The organism is bacterium, assembly GCA_030583725.1.
Taxonomy (GTDB): domain Bacteria; phylum Patescibacteriota; class Microgenomatia; order UBA8517; family UBA8517; genus JAUYMM01.
Genome location: CP129472.1, coordinates 52,975 through 70,198 on the forward strand (window position 1 = coordinate 52,975; position 17,224 = coordinate 70,198).

Below are 17,224 nucleotides of genomic sequence, written 5' to 3' on the forward strand. Positions count from 1 at the left end.
GGAAAAACTGCCCATGGTCGGAATAGATATAGGAACAAAAAGTATTAAAATTATTGAACTTGCCCAAAGTGGCAATTCTTGGGTGTTAAAAGCTTCAGGGGCAGTTGGTTATGCTGGTGTTTCTCCTGATAAGGCACAAACAGATGAAGAATTAAATGCAGTTTCAGAAGTTTTAAAAAAAATTATTAACCAGATAGGTGTTAACACAAAGGACGTTAACTTGTCTTTGCCTGAATCCTTAGTTTTTACCCGTGTCATTAAGTTTCCATTACTTTCAGATGAAGAAGTATCAGCTGCAGTTAAGTGGGAAGCTGAACAATATATACCTATACCCACCGCAGAAGCTGTCATCCAATATACAGTTTTAAGTAGAAATGAAACCACTTCCCAAACATCAGTCCTTCTAGTTGCAGCCCCAAAGGCAATTGTTGAAAAATATGTCAAAGTGGCAAGACTTGCAGGCTTAACACCTGTTGCTGCAGAAACTGAACTAACTGCCATGGCAAGGTCACTCTCACCTGATAAAGGTGTATCTCTTCTTTTAGACTTAGGTTCATCTGCGACTGATATGTCAATTGTCAAAGATACAAAAGTAGTTTTTACAAGATCCATACCTGTTGCTGGTGAAGCTTTTACAAGAGCGGTCTCACAAGGTTTGGGTATTAATGCCCAACAGGCTGAGGAGTACAAAAAAACATATGGACTATCAACAGATCAATTAGAAGGAAAGGTAAGGCAAGCACTTGAACCTATTTTTAAAATGGTAATTGATGAAATCAAAAAAGCAATTCATTTCTATCAGTCTGAGGAAAAAGGAGATACTCCAACTTCAGTAATTATCACAGGGGGTGCTTCAACAATGCCTGATATTGTTACCTATTTAACAGAAAGCTTAGGAATTGAAACAGTTGTAGGTAGTCCGTTTGCAAAAATAAATCTTGACTCTGAAACCTTGAAAGGTTTAGCTCCATATGCTTCAATCTATGCTGCAGCTGTGGGGCTAGCTATGCGCAATGAATAATACTATGGAAAATCAAAGCTTGCCAGTTCGTGGTAAAAATATAAACTTAATTCCAACAGAAATGGCAGTACCTGCACGTGCTGTCAAAGTGGCTAAAGTAATATCTAAATTTTCAGTAGTTGGTTCGATTGTACTTTTGCTAGTAATCCTCTCTTTAGGTTCATATTATATTTATTTGCGCTTAGAAAATGAGAAAGTTACTTCAAGCGTTAACACTTTAAAGCAAACCATTTCAGACTTGAGCCAAAACGAACAAAAATTAATTTTGGCAAAAGATAGATTATCAAAAATAACTGTGGTCAGAAAAGCAGAATCTGCAAATTCTGAGGTTAAAAGATATCAAAATTTTTTAAGTCAAGTTGTTGGCACTGTGGGTACTCAAATTACAGAGGCAACCCTTACCACCAAAGGAACTGAGATTACTATAACAGCAGATAGTTCTCAAAATTTGTCAGGGATACTTAAAACAATATCAAATGTGCTGGAGTACGAAAGAATAGTTGTATCATCCTTAGCTTATAATCCTGGGTCAGGTTTTGTAGCGAACATCCTATTCGAAAATAAGTAAACAATATGAACACAAATACTAAAAACGAAATCAACTTTCTTTTAAAGCCTGTAATTATTTTTTCTTCAGTTTTAATTCTAATTATTTTTTCTTTTGTTATTGGTTTAAGAAATATATCCAATTTGCAAAGCAATATAACAGCAAACAAGACAACAGAAAACACATTGTCTAAAAAAGTATTGGCTTTAGAAACTGTTAGTAGGACCCTACCAGGAGATGTTACTTTTTTGGATGTGGTTTTACCAAGTAAAGGTTCAGTTTTATATGCTCTAAGTCAGATCAGAACACAATCTTTAAATAATAATTTAAACGTTTCAAACCTAAAAACAGGAAATGTAATACCTGAAAGTTCTGGAGTCATGAAGTCTTCAGTTAGCTTCGAGGTAGAAGGTCAAGAGTCTGACGTTTTTACTTTTTTAAGTTCTTTGGGTACAGTACTCCCTTTAATTAATATTGATAAAGTTAGTTTTAATAGCTCTCTTGGATTATCAAGGGCTAATATATCAGTTAATGTCTATTCAGCAGAACTTCCTAAAACAATACCATCTTTAACAGGTGTTGTTAGTGAGTTAACAAGTCAAGACATCACTCTTTTAAATGAGTTGGCAGGGTATACTTTGCCACAATTTATAGAACCAACAATTGAAGAAGCTCCATCACAGAAAACTGATCCATTTAACTAAAAAAACACCTATATTTTAATTAGTTGGATTAACTAGAAGAATAATCTTTTTCTTTTCTAAAGTTGCTTTAATGCGAAGTAGATTCCTAATCGCTTTAATAATTTTTCCTTGTTTTCCAATGACCATTCCCCCATCTTCGTCACTTGTCTTAACTGTTAAAGTAACTACAGATCCATTGTCATCTTCTATAATTTCATATTTAGAATCTTTACTTAATATATTTTTAATGATGAAGTCTAGTAAATCTTTCATAAATTACTTTTTAAGTTCTAATACCTTTTTGACACCACTAGTCACGATTGCACCTTTTTTAACCCAATCATCAAATTTTTTCTTGTCAATTTTTGAAGTTTTTTCCTTTGGATCATAGCTACCAATAATATCCAAGTTTTTCCCATCAACCTTGCTTCTTGTTGGAGCAATAATTACTCTATAAAAAGCACTTTTCTTTGCACCCACACGTGATAATTTAATTGAAACTGACATATATAGTTACGATGATACCATATTTTGAAGCGCGTTTGAAGCAGCATCTTGTTCTGCCTCTGATTTACTTCTTCCCACACCTAGTGCATTTATTTTGCCATTAATGATAACTTCAATTGTAAATTGCTTGTTATGATCAGGTCCTTCCTCTGATTTGACTTGGTACTTTGGAGCTGGCATATTACTTGCCTGAACCTTTTCCTGTAGTAGACTTTTAGGGTCTTTAAGTGGCATTTTTGCTTTCTGGTCCACATCTATAAGTATGTTTTGGTCTATAAACTCTTTTGCTTTAGTAATACCTTGATCTAAGTAAAGAGCACCTATTACTGCTTCAACAGTGTCGGCAAGTAGTGAGGAGTTGTTTCTACCCCCACCGTCTTCTTCACCTTTTGATAGGAATATTTCTTGACCCAGATTTAACTTTTCTGCCACTTGGCTCAGGTTTTTAGTGTTAACCAGGTTTGAACGAAGGGCTGTTAAGTACCCCTCTTCTTCATTTGGAAATCGATTATAAATTTCTTCTGAAACTACAAATTCTAAAATTGCATCTCCTAAAAACTCAAGTCTTTCATTAGTTCCCCTAGCCTTATCATTTTCATTAACCCAACTTCTGTGGGTTAAGCTTTGTAAATATAAATTTTTATCTTTAAAGTGTTTTTTCATATACCGTTCCTAATACTCCATTTACAAAAGAACCTGATGATTCAGAACCGAATTCTTTTGCTAATTCTACAGCTTCATCAATAATTACTTTGGGTGGAGTATCTTCATTTTTTAATTCATAAATAGCAAGATGTAGTATAGCTAAATCTATTTTGTTTATCTTTTCAATTGGCCATGTCGGAGCTGAATCAACAATTATCTTGTTTAACTTTTTTTCCTGCTTTTTAATTTTTACAACTAATTCAGGTAACCTTTCTTGTTTAGTAAAACTTTCAGCAAAAAGAAACCTAACAGCTTCCCTACGTCTTAAGTGTCTTGGGTCAGTTGCAGTCTTCATGAGTCAATTATTATTTGTATGTTCCACAATGAGGACAGGCCTTGTGAGGTTCACGAAGTTTGCCACATGATTTACATTTAGATACAGCAGAGAGGGAAGCCTTAAAAGTACTTCTCCTTCTAGTTGTTCGTCCGTGACTATGTTTCTTCTTTGGTAATGGTGCCATACATCATGATTATACATTGTTGATAGCTTCTGATGCAAGCTTGATAATTTCAGTTTGTGACCAGTCTGCAATTTTTAAGTTTCCAAAACCACTTTGCTTTGTTCCCAGTACATCTCCAGCCCTATAAAGTTTTTGCAACAATTCTCTATTGAATATAGCAATCAAAAGCTTGACAATAAGATGTATAATTACAAGAAATGTCTTCCGAATATAAACCAGAGATAAAAGAGCTTCTGTCTTATGGAAAATATTTTCTAAAATCTGGAGTATTTTTGGTTGAGGGTCATTCAAGATGTGCGTTATACGATATAAATTCAGGAAATGTTTATTCGTTAGATAAAAATGCACAAAATGTTTTAACTGGTCAATCTGAAAATGCTAACTTCTGGGAAAAATTAGTAGGAATGGGATTGTGTGCAGATAACAATTCTAATGAGAAACCAGTATTAAACGAATTAGAAAGCAAATCTACTCTACAATTTGCTTGGTTTGAAATAGTTTCAAAGGATTGTAACGAAAGATGTTTACATTGTTACGGTGACTTTATGCCTCCAATTTTTCAAGAAAAAACAACTCAAAACGATGAAGTTGGGTTGACTTTCAATCAATGGAAAAATCAAATTAAAAATGTTTACGATTTGGGTTGTGAAACATGTCAATTTATAGGTGGTGAACCCTTTTTGTATAGAGGTGAAGGTGGAGAAACTGTTTTAGAATTAGCAGAATATGCAAAACAATTAGGTTTCAAATTTATTGAAATTTTTACAAACGGAACATTACTTACTCAAGAAAAAATTGATCGTATAAAAGATTTAGGAATTAATATTGCTGTTTCTTTATATTCTACTGCTCCTGAAATTCACGACAAAATTACAAGAACACGAGGAAGTCATAAAAAGACTATGGAAGCCTTAGAAAGGCTCAAAGAAACAGGAGTACCTGTTAGGGTTGAAACTATACTAATGAAACAGAATGAAGAAAGTGCTGAAGAAACGCAAAAGTTAGTAGACCAAATGGGATTTTCTCACAAAAGGCTTGATGTTTTAAGACAAAATGGTAGAGGAGATAATCTTAATTTATTGCCAAGTAATAGATCATTATTAAAAAATGGAATTATGACTGCACCAAATTTTTATATAAATAAGGAGATGTTGTCAAAAAACTTACACAACAATAGTTGTTTATCTGGAAAAATTGCAATCACAGATAATGGAGATGTTTTACCTTGTGTTTTCTCAAGAGATCAAGTAGTTGGTAATGTTCTTGAAAAATCACTCTTGCAAATTATAGATGAAGTTAAATTAAAAAGTGTTTGGGATAATACAAAAGATAGTGTTCAAGTTTGTAAAGATTGTGAATTTAGATATTGTTGTACAGATTGCAGACCCTCATCATTAGGGGCAAATCAAAATACTGGAGAATATCTAACTGCTCCTTATCCAAAATGTGCTTACAATCCATATGATGGAAAATGGGGAAAGGGATATTGGAAATTAGATTTTGAAGGAAAACCTATATATATTAATATTTTGAAAGGAGGTGAAGAAATAATTGAAAGCAGAACTTAATTTAGAACCAGAAATTGTTTTAGTAACAGCACAAGGTGCAACTGATGGGGTAATAGTAGCACCATGTACACCAAGTGCTTGTACACCAAATGTTGCATGTAATCCTAACACTAATTGTGCACCGTTTAATTGTGCACCAGCGTTAAGACCATGTATGCCAGATTGTGCTCCTGCAACTCCTTGTTATCCAACACAAGGACCATGTGCACCAGCATCAAGCTGTTATCCTCGTTAAGTTAACTTGGATTAGTGGTGAGTAGATAATCAGGCCAATTATTTGGGTATTTAGTAATTATTTTAGTTGTGTTTATTATTGCAAAATAATGTTGGTCATTATTTTTAAATAATGATTTGTTTAAGTTAATAAAAAATTTGTCCAGATTTTGTTTATGGTTTGGCCAAAAGATCTTACTCGCCGAATATTCAGAACATGAAGCAAAAAGTTCTCCATATTTGTCTAATCTATCAGAATAGACATGTCCAAACTCATGTAAAATAGTTGCATAATAGCTTTCTTTTGTATGATATGGGTCATTTAAAGTTTTAGAATATTCGTTATGTATTTTAGTAAATGGAGTTAGTAATCCTCCACAAGGACCATTTATGTTTTTACCAGTTTTTTGTTTCAAAATATTTTTAAACTCTTCGATGTATATACCAGACATCCAAACCTTATGAGATAGATCATCTATTTTTTTAATATTGTGTAAAAATTTAGATAGCTTGTATTTATTATTAGTTCTTAACCAAACATAAAGATATCTTGAGTCAAAACTGATTACAGGAATATTTTTGATTCTATCTTTGCACTTAAATATGTAATTCAATTTTGGATTCCAAAGTGTTTTTAAAGCATTTTCTATTGCAAGTAAGTCATTTTGTGAAGCAATATAGCATTCGAACATGATTATATTATACCAAATTTATTGCATAACTCAGTGCGTAAGATTTACAGCTTCTGAAGCTTGTTTGATAATTTCAGTTTGTGACCAGTCTGCAATTTTTAAGTTTCCAAAACCACTTTGTTTTGTTCCTAGTACATCACCAGCCCCACGCAGTTTTAGATCAAGTTCTGCAAGTTCAAACCCTGAAGTTGTCTTAGTTAGTGCTGTAAGCCGTTTAGTTGCCTTGTCTGAGTCGTTCTCTGTGAACAATAGACAATATGACTCTTTTTCACCTCTCCCTACCCTACCTCTAAGTTGGTGGAGTTGGGCAAGGCCAAATCTATCTGCACCTTCTATTAACATAATAGTTGCATTTGGGATATCTATTCCTACCTCAACAACTGGGGTTGAGAGTAGAATGTCTAGTTTTTTACTTTTAAATTCATCAAGTACTTTATTTTTTTCAACTTCTTTCAATTTTCCATGAAGTAGTCCAATTTCAAGTTGTGGAAAAATAACCTTTAAGTTTTCATATTCCTTTTTTACAGACTTAACTGATTTTAGTGTTTCTGCTTCTGACTCTTCAACTAATGGACATATGATAAATGCTTGAGAACTATTGTCTTTAATAGTTTTTTTAATCCAGTCATATGCTTTCTCTCTTTTGTCATTTGGAACAAGCCATGTTTTTATTTTCTGTCTGTTTTTGGGCAACTCATCTAAAATGGACAAATCCATATCAGAAAATAAAGTTTGGGCAATCGTTCTTGGTATAGGTGTAGCTGTCATTGTTAATAAATGTGGATTAATTTTTTGCATAAAGTTAACTTGTTTGACTCCGAACTTGTGCTGTTCATCAATTACTAATAGCCCAACTTTTTCAAAAGTTTTATTTAATAGCGCATGTGTTCCTACAATTATGTCATTAACGCCTAGGTCTGATTTTACTACTGTACCTGTTATTAAAGATATTCTAATGGGGAGATTTTTAAATAGTTCCTTTAGTGTTTGATAGTGTTGGTTTGCAAGTATCTGGGTTGGAGCAAGAAAGACAGTCTGAAACCCAGAAAGAAAAGTTGTGTAGGCTGAAATTGCAGAGACTATTGTTTTTCCACTACCAACGTCACCCTGTAGTAGCCTATTCATTGGGGTGTTTTTGGATAGGTCATTAAATATTTCATCTAAATTTTTAACCTGTGAATTAGTCAACTTAAAAGGTAAGGATTTGATAAAAGTATCAATCAACTTTTTGTTTACTTTAATTACTACTCCCCTTTTCTTAATTAGTTTGTTTTTTCTTTCTCTAGCTTTAACAAGTAGGTCAAAGAATTCATTAAAGGCTAGTCGCTCTTTTGCCTTCTCAGAACTTTTCAGGTTTTTAGGAAAATGAATATTATAAATCGCTTCTTTAAAACTTATCAGATCGTTTTTGCTTAAAATGTCTTGACTTAAAAAGTCTTTAACTTCAATTCTATCTAGTGCATATTTAATTCTTGCCTTTAGCCACTTTGAAGTTAAGCCTGCAGTTTCAGGATATACCCCTACAATTTTAGCAGTGTGAATTGTTTCTTGGTTTTGATCAATCCTCTCAAATTGTGGTGAGAAAAAAGCAAGTTTTCTGTTAAACCAACTAGGTTTACCAGATATCATAAGTTTGATACCTGGGTAAAGCATTTTGGTTAGATAGGACTGGTTAAACCAGACCAAGTAAATACTTCCGGTTGTATCTTTAATTTGTCCAATTTGCATTGATCTTCCTGTTTTTGTTGGTTGGTTTTTAATTGAAGTTACTTCCCCAAAAACTGATACTATTTCATCAACTTTTAAGTCGTTAATTTTTGTAACCTTGCTAAAATCCAAATATCTGTGTGGAATGTGATGAAGTAAATTAGATACTGTTTCAATCCCCAGTATTTTTAATTTTTTTTGATAATTTGGTCCAACAAATGGAAGATCAGATACGGAGTCTGTAAGATTCATATGTTTTTAAAGATATATCAAAAGTGGCATAAAGGTTCCTGCTAAAAGTGCAAGACCTGCAATAACTGCCAAGACCTTAAATATTCTTTTATGTTTTCTTGTAATCATTATACTAGTGTACCAAATATTTTCTTCCCAATTTTTATTTTATCACCCTTTTTAAGTTTATAGTTTACATCAGAAACAACATCTCCATTTATTGTTAGCCCACCTTGTTGAATTAAACGTTTTGCATCACTTGCAGATTTTAAATTTGTAAATGGTGCTATTGTTTCTGCTAATGATTTTAATTTTTTAATTTTAAGTTTATATTCTGGATCATGTTTTGCAAACGATTTTTCAAAATTATTTTTTGCCTTGATGGCTTGTCTCTTATTTGTTAGTTGAGTTGCAATAATTAAGGCCAATTCTTTCTTTATTTGAATTGGGTTAACCCCACTTTTTAATGCTTTTTTAAAATCATTGATTTTGGTAGATTCTAAGTCTGTTGCATTTTCAAGATACTCAGGTATTAAATTGTCAGGTAAAGACATAGTCTTACCATATATCTCTTCAGCACTATCTGTCATCCAAATTGCATTTCCCCAACTTTTACTCATTTTTCTACCATCTGTGCCTGTTAAATATCCGGTAACAAGGATAAATGACTCTTTATTTCTAAGGCTTGATTGAAGCGACCTCCCTGCTTGCATATTAAATGTTTGATCTGCCCCCCCAATTTGAATATCGGTGTCCATTATATAACTATCATAGCCTTGCATTACAGGATAAAGTGCTTCGTGGAGTCCTACTTTCTTTTTGTCACTCAAACGTTTCTTGATTAATTCTCTACCCGCAAACTCACCAAAAGAAAACTCTTGGGCAAGTCTAACTATATCTGCAAATTTTAATTTTGAAAGCCATGTACTATTAAATTTAACCTTAACTTTACTAAAATCTAATATTTTACTTGCTTGTTTTTTATAGGTTTTTAAATTTTGTCTTATTTCTTGGTATGTTAGTACCGGACGTTCTTTATCTTTGTCTGATGTATCTCCAATCAAAGCAGTAAAATCACCAATCAAAAATGTAACATTGTGGCCTAATTCTACAAACTCTTGAAGCTTTCTTAAAGCCACTGCGTGGCCTATATGAATTCTTGTGGCCGTTGGGTCAATTCCCAAATAGACATTTAATTTTTTTCCAGAATTTAAAAGCTTTGATAATTTAACGTTGTCTGGAATTATGTTTGTAACCCTTCTTGTTATAACTTCGTCAATTTTACTCATAATATGATTCTAATGCTTTTGGAGTAATTAATCAAAGATTTTTTTAAAGAAGACTTTTAGGAATACGTCTTTTGTTTAATAGTGACCATTGTGCTAATATGAGACATATGTGGAGAGAGAGGAGAAGAATAAGATTTAGCCAAAGAGCTTCAGGTTTAACTAAATCTAGAAATATAGTAAAAATTGCGAAACTTTTGCTTTTAGGTGTATTGGCTTTGACAGTTTTATTGATTATAGTTTTACCACTTCTATCATTTGGTTTACCTTCTCCAGATGAGGTTATTCGAAGAGAGGGTTTTTCAACAAAGATTTTAGACAGAAATGGAAAAGCTTTATATGATATTTTTGAAAATGAAAGAAGGACTCCAATTAAAATTGATGAAGTTCCACTCTATTTAAAACAAGCAACTATAGCAATTGAAGATAAAAACTTTTATTCCCACAACGGTTTTGATATTTTAGGTACTTTGCGTGGTCTTTCCAGATTCTTCACTCGTGGCTATGCTCAAGGGGGTTCTACCTTAACCCAGCAATTGGTTAAGAATGTTTTGCTTTCATCAGAGCGAAGTATATTTCGAAAAGTTAAAGAATTTATTTTAGCTGTTCAAATAGAGAGAAAATACACCAAAGATGAAATTTTACAGATGTATTTAAATGAAGCTCCCTATGGTGGAACTGCTTGGGGTGTTGAGTCAGCCTCAGAAACCTATTTTGGTAAAAATGCTAGAGACTTAAACTTAGTTGAATCTGCCATACTTTCAGGCATGCCCCAATTACCATCTAGGTACTCTCCATATTCGTCTACACCAAAGGCCTATATAGACAGAACTACAAATGTATTAAGAAGGATGAGAGAAGATGGATATATAACTAAAGATCAAGAAGAAGCTGCTTTGGCAGAACTTCCTGAATTTAAATTTCAAGCCAAAGGTTCATCTTTTAAAGCTCCTCATTTTGTCCAATATGTACAAAAACTACTTGAAGAAAGGTATGGTGAAAAAGTAATTGAACAAGGAGGTTTAAGAGTAACCACAACCTTGGACTTGGAATTACAAGAAAAGGCACAAAATATAGTAGCTGAAGAGATTTCTAAGGTTGAAGCTCAAAAAATCACAAATGGTGGTGTTGTTGTAATGAATCCTGAAACTGGAGAAATACTTGCAATGGTGGGTAGTAAAAGATTTGATGACCCAGACTATGATGGTCAAGTCAACGTAACCGTCGCCTTAAGGCAACCAGGATCATCATTTAAGCCATTTACCTATGTTACTGCATTAAAACAAGGTTATACCGCATCCACCATGGTAATGGATGTTTCAACTGTTTTTCCTGTTACTGGTCAGGCTGATTATATTCCAGTTAATTACGATGGTAAGTATAAGGGGCCTGTTCAAATGAGATATGCCTTAGGTAATTCTCTAAATATTCCAGCTGTCAAGTTTATTGCTATGGTTGGAATTAAAGAGGTATTGGAAACTGCCTATGAAATGGGACTAAGTTCACTTCCCCCAACCAAGGAAACACTTGCTCGTGTGGGGTTATCTCTTACCCTAGGTGGTGGTGAAGTCAGACTTCTTGAATTAACAGGTGCCTATTCTGCATTTTTTAATGGAGGAACAAAAGCAGAACCTACTGGTATTTTAAAAGTTGAAGACAGTAGCGGTAAGGTTCTGGAAGAAATTACACCTAAAAAAGGTAAAAAAGTTATAACCCCTGAAGAAGCATTTATCATTTCAAATATATTATCTGACAACAGTGCTAGAAGTGATACTTTTGGCACTAACTCATTACTTAACATTCCAGGTAGACAAGTTGCTGTTAAGACAGGTACAACAAACGACAGAAGAGACAACTGGACCGTTGGAGGTACGCCACAAAGAGCTGTTGGGGTTTGGGTAGGGAATAATGACAACTCACCAATGCTTTCAGTTGCTTCTGGAATTTCCGGGGCCTCACCTATCTGGAGAAGGATAATGGTTGAATCACTATCAGGTTTAAGTCCTGTAGGCTTTACTCCCCCTAGCGGCATAGTAAGTATAGAAGTTGATAACTTTTCTGGTAAAAGAGCTCATGATGGTTTTTCATCTAGGTCTGAATTTTTTATTAAAGGCAGGGAACCGCAAGAAGATGATATACATGTTAATTTGAAAGTTTGTAAAAGCGATGGAAAACTTGCAACTCCATCTGATGTTTCAGGTGGTAATTATGATAACAAGGAATACTTTGTGATAAAGGAAGAAGACCCTGTATCAACTGATGGTAAAAACAGATGGCAGGAGGCAATTTTAAGTTGGATTAATACCCAAAGTGATGGTAGATATAAACCACCCTCAGATTATTGTGGAACAACCAATCCATTAAATGTTGAATGGGTTGACCCAATAGACAGGATAAGTAACTTACCTAATACTTTTAAAATTAAAATTAAGGCCAGTTCTACTTCAAATATTGATTATTTGGAAATTTTTGCAGATGGTTTAAAAATTAGAACAATTGACAGTTTACCCTATGAAGCAGAAATTAGTTTGGCTGACGGAGTACATAAACTTCAAGTCAAAGCAAAAGACAAGGATGGCCACGAAAAGGAACACACTATTACTATTGGGGTAAACACTGCTTGGGACGCTACTCCTTAAACGGTAATTCCAAATTTTGATTTTAAAGATGATAGAATTTTGACCCTAATACTTTCCACTTCTTTGTCAGTTAAAGTATGATCAGGTGATTGGTACTCAATGTTTACAGTATAGTTATTTTTATAGGTGTCCGTTAGTTCAACTTTGTTAACCAGTTGATTTACAGATTTGATTGAGTCTATTACATCGCCGATATATGTTTTTTCAGGAATAATAAGAGTTAGGTCTTCTACCTGTGGTGGAAATTTAGGAATACTTTTATATTTTCTTGAAATTTTTTTGGCATCCATTAATTTTTGTAAATCAAAAGTATAGTAAAAATAACCAACTTCCAAATTGCCATACTCCCCCACCTCAGTATTTCCAGAATAGACAGACAACCTCTGATTAGGTAGATACTTTCCCCCTTCCTCTATTTTTTCAATATAACTAATGTTTAATTCTTCCAACAGTTTTTCAACGATGCCTTTATTTTTTCTAAAATCTAAGATTTGTGCTGAACCAGACACTAGTGATGAATTTCCATTTTTTATAATACCAGCAAGAGTCAATTTTTCTTGCGGTAGACTATTTTTGATTGGAATGTATACATTTGCAATTTCAAATATGTGTAAACGGCCTTTTTCTTGTGGATTATCTTTAATGTTTTGGATTAGCGATTCTCTAAGGCTTGTTCTTAATAATTCTGTATCAGTGCCTAGTGGGTTTTTAAGCCCAAGTGCATTGTCGCTTGTCATTTCCTTACTAACAAGAGAAGAATTATATATTTCGGTTCCTCCCAATGCCCTGAGTATTACTTTTAAATTGTTTTCAAATTTAAATTCATTATTAACTTTTGGTTTAGGTAGTGAGCCATCCATTAGAAGACAAGGTAAATTGTGATATCCATATATTCTTGCAATCTCCTCTATTATGTCTTCCTTTATATTTATGTCATCTGCTCTATAAGATGGGACCTTTATCTCAAGTGTTTTTTTATTTGTTTTAACTTCAAAACCTAAATTTGTTAAGTAACTTTTTATTTCCTTTTCAGGAATATCGATTCCAATTATTTTATCTATTTCTTCTTTAGCTACAGAGACATTCTTAATTTTGTATGGCGACGGATAGATGTCTAAAATTTCTTCTTCTGATTTTCCACCTGACAACTTTTCAATCATGGAAACTGCTAAAATTATTGCAGGTTTTACATTTTCGCTGTCTAAGCCTTTTTCAAAAAGAACTGCTGCTTCAGTCCTTTGACCTAAGTTCATGGATGTTTTTCTGATTTTGTGTTTATCGTAATTTTGCACAAACAGCAAAACATTTTTAGTGTTGTTGTCAACTGCACTGTTTTGTCCCCCCATAATTCCACAAAGGTCAATTAGTTTTCCTTCACCATCTTCAATGGCGTCAGACGACATACCAAATCCTTTAGGATTTGCTATAACAATATCTCCACCATCTAATTTAAATTCCTTCTCATCAAGTGTTTTAATCACCTCACTTTTTTTACTCTCTCGAAGTATCATTTTTCCACCAACTATTTTGTCAAAGTCAAAAGTATGAACAGGTTGACCTAGCTCATGCATTATAAAATTACTTACATCAACGATATTGTTAATTGGTCTGACATCAACCTTTTCAAGCAACGACTTTATATCTTGTGGTGAATCTTTAATTTTTACATCTTTGATTAAAACGGCGGTAAATCTAGGACAAAGTTTAGAATCAACAACTACTTCCAAATACTTTACCTTTTTAACAAACTTAAATCTTTCCTTTTTTAATTTTTTATTTTTAAAAGTCGCCGATATCCCAAATCTTGGCAATATGGCAACTGCCTCTCTTGCAATGCCTAAGACGCTGGCACTATCTACCCTGTTAGTAGTTACTTCAATTGAATATACACTATCACCGTCTTTAACTTTCTCAACTTTCTCAATAGATGGTCCACAAAGAGATAGGTACTTGGCAATTTCAGAAGGAGATGCTTTAGTATCTAAGTATTTTTTAAGCCAGCTGTTAGGTATTTTTATATCCATATTATTAAAGTTGAGAAAGGACTCTTAAGTCCGAACTATATAGTAGTCTAATGTCTGGAACTGAAAGACCTGATTTCATCATATATGTTCGTTCAACTCCCCAGCCGAATGCAAAACCAGTATATATTTTGGAGTCAACACCACATTCCTTTAAAACATGTGGGTGTACCATTCCAGCCCCACCTATTTCAAGCCATCCCTTTTTACATAATTTACAAGTTACACCAGATGAAATATGGCCTTTTCCATTACAAACATTGCAAGAAATATCAACTTCAAACGATGGTTCAGTAAATTGAAAGTGATAAGGTCTTAGTCTTATTGTTCTTTCTGGTCCAAAGAAAGTTTTTGCAAAGTGGTCGATAGTACCACGAAGGTGGGTAATTGAAATATTTTTGTCTACGACTAGTCCTTCAAACTGGTGAAACATTATTAAATGGCTTACATCACTTTGTCTTCTGTAGCATTTGGCAATGTTAATCATACGGATTGGTGGTTTTTCTTTAAGCATTTCTCTAATTTGTCCACTTGACGTGTGTGGTGTTAAAAGCATGGGACCGTATTTTTTTGAGTCTGGAGCGTTGACAAAAAATGTTTCCCAATCATCTCTTGCGGGGTGGTTATCTGGAAAGTTTAAAGCGCCAAAAGCAAAGTAGTCATATTCAACTTCAGGATACTTAACCCTAGTAAAACCAATTTTTTCAAAAACTTCGGCTATTTCATTAATTGCATTAGTAACCATATGGAGTTTACCTAATTTTACTTTCTTGGCTGGCATTGTTGGGTCAAACCACTCTCTTGCGTTATTGTTTAATTCATTCTTTTTCTCAGTAACTAAAATCTCAAGTGTATTTTTAACTTCATTTAAAGTAATACCATATTGCTTTCTAGCTTCACTATCGATTTTTGATATGTTTTTAGAGAGAAATGTGAACTTTCCATTTCTGCCAAATAAGTCAATTCTTATCTGCTCTAATTCATTTACGTTTTTGACATCAGCAATTCTAGCTATTGCCTGATTTTTTAAATTTATTAAATCTTCATTCATATTTTTATTATTATATAACATTATGACCTTCGGGTTTTACAGTAATTTCTTTCTTTCTTCCGAACCTGAACCCAATTTCTTTAAGCAAAATAACTATTTTAGGTTTTTCCTCTTTTAACACTTTTGCATGTAAATCTTCTAACTTGAGAGCTTTAGTCATTTTTTCAGTAACGATTATTATTTCTTTCATATTCATCACCTCGTTTCAAACCAATAAAAAAAACCTCCCTTCGGAAGCTTAAAATGCACAGCATCTAAACCTCCGTTAGAAAGTAAAGAAGAATACAAATGTATTTACTGATTTCATATTACTGAAGTATAACACTCTTTTTTGCTTCATCAAATGTGATCTTAAATTTTTCAAAAAAACCTGATCTTCCCAATATATTTATAGATGCTTGATAGTCGTTTGAAAAAATAGGAGTGTCTTTTGTTGCAACTGCCATGATTTGAATATCTTGACAGAGTTTTTCATTACTTTTATAAAATATAGTGGGGACCCTCATTAGCGTAAGGAACTTTAAAGGCTGCAGGAACTGTACCAGGCTCTCTCGGATCGGTTGCAAGTCGTGTAACAAGTGCATCTATATCAGAGAGCTCATTACCAACAGCAATTATTTTGTTTTTAAGAGGATCGACAACGACCCACTTACCAGCGAATTGGCTCATTTTGTTTGTAGATACATTAACTTTTTTCATATGACTAATTATACCATGGTGTGTAAAGTGAAGAATCTATTTAGTCTTGAAGCTGGCAACTATTTTTTCAAATACGCTAGGGTTTTTTGCTGCAATGTCTGAAAGAATCTTTCTATCTAATTCAATTTTGTTTGTCTTTAAATTATTGATAAGTCTTGAGTATGAAGTTTCTAAAGATTTTGCAGCAGCTGAAAGTCTAACAATCCACAAACTTCTTAGATCTCTTTTCTTAAGCTTTCTACCATGAAATGCATATGCCCCCGCATGCATAACTGCTTCATTTGCAGTTTTAAACCTTCTAGATCTTGCAGAATGGTAACCTTTGGCAAGCTTTCTTACCTTTCTATGTTTAATAGCTGCTTTTGATTTTATTCTTGTCATTTTATTTTTTAGTTACCCCTTTTTTTATTACTCCCTTTTTTATTACCTTAGGGGTTTTCATTACTTTACCTAAATATTTTCTTAATCTTCTTGCTAATACCTTTTTAACTTCTGTAACCCTACTTAGTCTATTAAGTCTGTTCTTGCTCTTTGAGGCATTCAAATGCCTTTTAAAAGCCTTTCTTCTTAAGACTTTGCCATTTTTAGTAATTCTGATTCTGTCAGTTACTAGTTTTTTATATTTTACTTTCGTTTTTGTCTTTGCCATATTTATTAGTTGGTGAAATAATCATTATTAAGTTTCTTCCCATAAACTTAGGTTTCATGTCAACATTTATTCCCTCTCCCAAATCTTTTAAAATCCTGCCAAGTATATCATAACCAAAGGTTTTTGACCCTAGTTGTTTTATTTTAAAGTAAACAACAAGTTTAACCTTATCTTTATCTGTCAAAAATTCATTGATCCTCCTTAGCCTTGTTTGGTAGTCTCCTTCACCTATAAAAGGTGTAAAACGTATTTCTTTAAGCTCACTTGGCTTGCTTTTTTTCAAAGCCTCCTTCTTTTTCTTTTCTTCCTGATACTTAAATTTTCCAAACTCAATTATTTTAGCAACAGGTGGATTTGCGTTTGCAACAAGCTCAATTAAGTCTTCGTTCTTCTCCTTGGCCATTTTGATAGCCTCATCCCTGGAAAAAACTCCTAACTGTTTACCTTCTGAGTCTAAAACTCTCAAAGTTTGAGCAGGAATTCTGTCATTTAGTCGCCAGTTGCTGTTATTGATACTTTTCAATTTCTTCTGTTATTGTACCTA

23 protein-coding genes are annotated in these 17,224 nt (G+C 33.3%); 6 read left to right on the forward strand and 17 right to left on the reverse strand.

Going from position 1 to position 17,224, the window contains the following annotated elements:
* The first annotated feature begins 13 nt into the window (after nucleotides 1-13).
* The 3 genes from pilM to QY322_00330 are packed head-to-tail and all read left to right on the forward strand — an operon-like array spanning nucleotide 14 to nucleotide 2,272.
* Nucleotides 14-1,021 carry a type IV pilus assembly protein PilM gene (gene pilM, locus QY322_00320; GenBank protein WKZ25748.1) on the forward strand — a complete coding sequence of 336 codons (1,008 nt, stop codon included), beginning with the start codon at nucleotides 14-16 and terminating at the stop codon, nucleotides 1,019-1,021.
* Entirely contained in the window at nucleotides 1,014-1,589 is a 576-nt protein-coding gene (locus tag QY322_00325) for a hypothetical protein (GenBank protein WKZ25749.1), read from the forward strand. The genes pilM and QY322_00325 overlap by 8 nt, the downstream gene beginning before the upstream one ends.
* 5 nt (nucleotides 1,590-1,594) lie before the next feature.
* Nucleotides 1,595-2,272, forward strand: coding sequence for a hypothetical protein (locus tag QY322_00330; protein ID WKZ25750.1), 678 nt, complete (start codon nucleotides 1,595-1,597; stop codon nucleotides 2,270-2,272).
* A 15-nt stretch (nucleotides 2,273-2,287) separates the two neighbouring features.
* Here the strand turns inward: QY322_00330 and QY322_00335 are convergent, their stop codons facing one another.
* The 6 genes from QY322_00335 to QY322_00360 are packed head-to-tail and all read right to left on the reverse strand — an operon-like array spanning nucleotide 2,288 to nucleotide 4,065.
* On the reverse strand, nucleotides 2,288-2,524 hold the full coding sequence (locus QY322_00335; GenBank protein ID WKZ25751.1) for a KH domain-containing protein: 237 nt from the start codon (nucleotides 2,522-2,524) through the stop codon (nucleotides 2,288-2,290).
* A gap of 3 nt (nucleotides 2,525-2,527) precedes the next feature.
* Nucleotides 2,528-2,758: a 30S ribosomal protein S16 gene (rpsP, locus tag QY322_00340; protein ID WKZ25752.1), complete on the reverse strand. Its 231-nt coding sequence runs from the start codon at nucleotides 2,756-2,758 to the stop codon at nucleotides 2,528-2,530.
* A 6-nt stretch (nucleotides 2,759-2,764) separates the two neighbouring features.
* Nucleotides 2,765-3,421: a ribonuclease III gene (gene rnc, locus QY322_00345; protein WKZ25753.1), complete on the reverse strand. Its 657-nt coding sequence runs from the start codon at nucleotides 3,419-3,421 to the stop codon at nucleotides 2,765-2,767.
* Nucleotides 3,405-3,758, reverse strand: coding sequence for a transcription antitermination factor NusB (gene nusB, locus QY322_00350; GenBank protein ID WKZ25754.1), 354 nt, complete (start codon nucleotides 3,756-3,758; stop codon nucleotides 3,405-3,407). Before nusB ends, rnc begins: the two co-directional genes overlap by 17 nt.
* A 10-nt stretch (nucleotides 3,759-3,768) precedes the next feature.
* On the reverse strand, nucleotides 3,769-3,924 hold the full coding sequence (gene rpmF, locus QY322_00355; GenBank protein ID WKZ25755.1) for a 50S ribosomal protein L32: 156 nt from the start codon (nucleotides 3,922-3,924) through the stop codon (nucleotides 3,769-3,771).
* Between the two features lie 9 nt (nucleotides 3,925-3,933).
* Nucleotides 3,934-4,065 (reverse strand): hypothetical protein, encoded by a 132-nt coding sequence (locus QY322_00360; GenBank protein WKZ25756.1) that lies wholly within the window; start codon nucleotides 4,063-4,065, stop codon nucleotides 3,934-3,936.
* A 56-nt stretch (nucleotides 4,066-4,121) separates the two neighbouring features.
* Between QY322_00360 and QY322_00365 the strand changes: the two genes are divergently transcribed.
* Entirely contained in the window at nucleotides 4,122-5,492 is a 1,371-nt protein-coding gene (locus QY322_00365) for a radical SAM protein (GenBank protein ID WKZ25757.1), read from the forward strand.
* Nucleotides 5,476-5,727, forward strand: coding sequence for a hypothetical protein (locus QY322_00370; GenBank protein ID WKZ25758.1), 252 nt, complete (start codon nucleotides 5,476-5,478; stop codon nucleotides 5,725-5,727). Before QY322_00365 ends, QY322_00370 begins: the two co-directional genes overlap by 17 nt.
* A 1-nt stretch (nucleotide 5,728) precedes the next feature.
* On the opposite strand, the gene QY322_00375 is transcribed toward QY322_00370, so the two are convergent.
* The 3 genes from QY322_00375 to tyrS form a co-directional block, all read right to left on the reverse strand.
* Nucleotides 5,729-6,397, reverse strand: a complete 669-nt coding sequence (locus QY322_00375; protein WKZ25759.1) for a hypothetical protein — start codon at nucleotides 6,395-6,397, stop codon at nucleotides 5,729-5,731.
* Nucleotides 6,398-6,427: 30 nt separating this feature from the next.
* On the reverse strand, nucleotides 6,428-8,356 hold the full coding sequence (gene recG / locus QY322_00380) for an ATP-dependent DNA helicase RecG (GenBank protein WKZ25760.1): 1,929 nt from the start codon (nucleotides 8,354-8,356) through the stop codon (nucleotides 6,428-6,430).
* Nucleotides 8,357-8,463: 107 nt separating this feature from the next.
* Nucleotides 8,464-9,624 (reverse strand): tyrosine--tRNA ligase, encoded by a 1,161-nt coding sequence (gene tyrS / locus QY322_00385; GenBank protein ID WKZ25761.1) that lies wholly within the window; start codon nucleotides 9,622-9,624, stop codon nucleotides 8,464-8,466.
* 107 nt (nucleotides 9,625-9,731) lie between these two features.
* Between tyrS and QY322_00390 the strand changes: the two genes are divergently transcribed.
* Complete coding sequence (locus QY322_00390; protein WKZ25762.1) at nucleotides 9,732-12,260, forward strand: PBP1A family penicillin-binding protein; 2,529 nt, start codon at nucleotides 9,732-9,734, stop codon at nucleotides 12,258-12,260.
* On the opposite strand, the gene pheT is transcribed toward QY322_00390, so the two are convergent.
* The 8 genes from pheT to infC form a co-directional block, all read right to left on the reverse strand.
* Nucleotides 12,257-14,284: a phenylalanine--tRNA ligase subunit beta gene (pheT, locus tag QY322_00395; protein WKZ25763.1), complete on the reverse strand. Its 2,028-nt coding sequence runs from the start codon at nucleotides 14,282-14,284 to the stop codon at nucleotides 12,257-12,259. The genes QY322_00390 and pheT overlap by 4 nt on opposite strands.
* Before the next feature lie 4 nt (nucleotides 14,285-14,288).
* Nucleotides 14,289-15,332 carry a phenylalanine--tRNA ligase subunit alpha gene (gene pheS / locus QY322_00400; GenBank protein WKZ25764.1) on the reverse strand — a complete coding sequence of 348 codons (1,044 nt, stop codon included), beginning with the start codon at nucleotides 15,330-15,332 and terminating at the stop codon, nucleotides 14,289-14,291.
* Between the two features lie 10 nt (nucleotides 15,333-15,342).
* Nucleotides 15,343-15,522, reverse strand: a complete 180-nt coding sequence (locus QY322_00405) for a hypothetical protein (protein ID WKZ25765.1) — start codon at nucleotides 15,520-15,522, stop codon at nucleotides 15,343-15,345.
* Nucleotides 15,523-15,640: 118 nt separating this feature from the next.
* Nucleotides 15,641-15,778 carry a hypothetical protein gene (locus tag QY322_00410; protein ID WKZ25766.1) on the reverse strand — a complete coding sequence of 46 codons (138 nt, stop codon included), beginning with the start codon at nucleotides 15,776-15,778 and terminating at the stop codon, nucleotides 15,641-15,643.
* A 34-nt stretch (nucleotides 15,779-15,812) separates the two neighbouring features.
* Nucleotides 15,813-16,031, reverse strand: coding sequence for a hypothetical protein (locus tag QY322_00415; protein WKZ25767.1), 219 nt, complete (start codon nucleotides 16,029-16,031; stop codon nucleotides 15,813-15,815).
* A gap of 36 nt (nucleotides 16,032-16,067) precedes the next feature.
* Nucleotides 16,068-16,412 carry a 50S ribosomal protein L20 gene (gene rplT, locus QY322_00420; GenBank protein WKZ25768.1) on the reverse strand — a complete coding sequence of 115 codons (345 nt, stop codon included), beginning with the start codon at nucleotides 16,410-16,412 and terminating at the stop codon, nucleotides 16,068-16,070.
* 1 nt (nucleotide 16,413) lies between these two features.
* Nucleotides 16,414-16,680, reverse strand: a complete 267-nt coding sequence (locus tag QY322_00425) for a bL35 family ribosomal protein (protein ID WKZ25769.1) — start codon at nucleotides 16,678-16,680, stop codon at nucleotides 16,414-16,416.
* A complete protein-coding gene (gene infC / locus QY322_00430) occupies nucleotides 16,649-17,203 on the reverse strand; it encodes a translation initiation factor IF-3 (protein ID WKZ25770.1) in 555 nt (184 codons plus the stop codon). The genes QY322_00425 and infC overlap by 32 nt, the downstream gene beginning before the upstream one ends.
* Nucleotides 17,204-17,224: the final 21 nt, after the last annotated feature.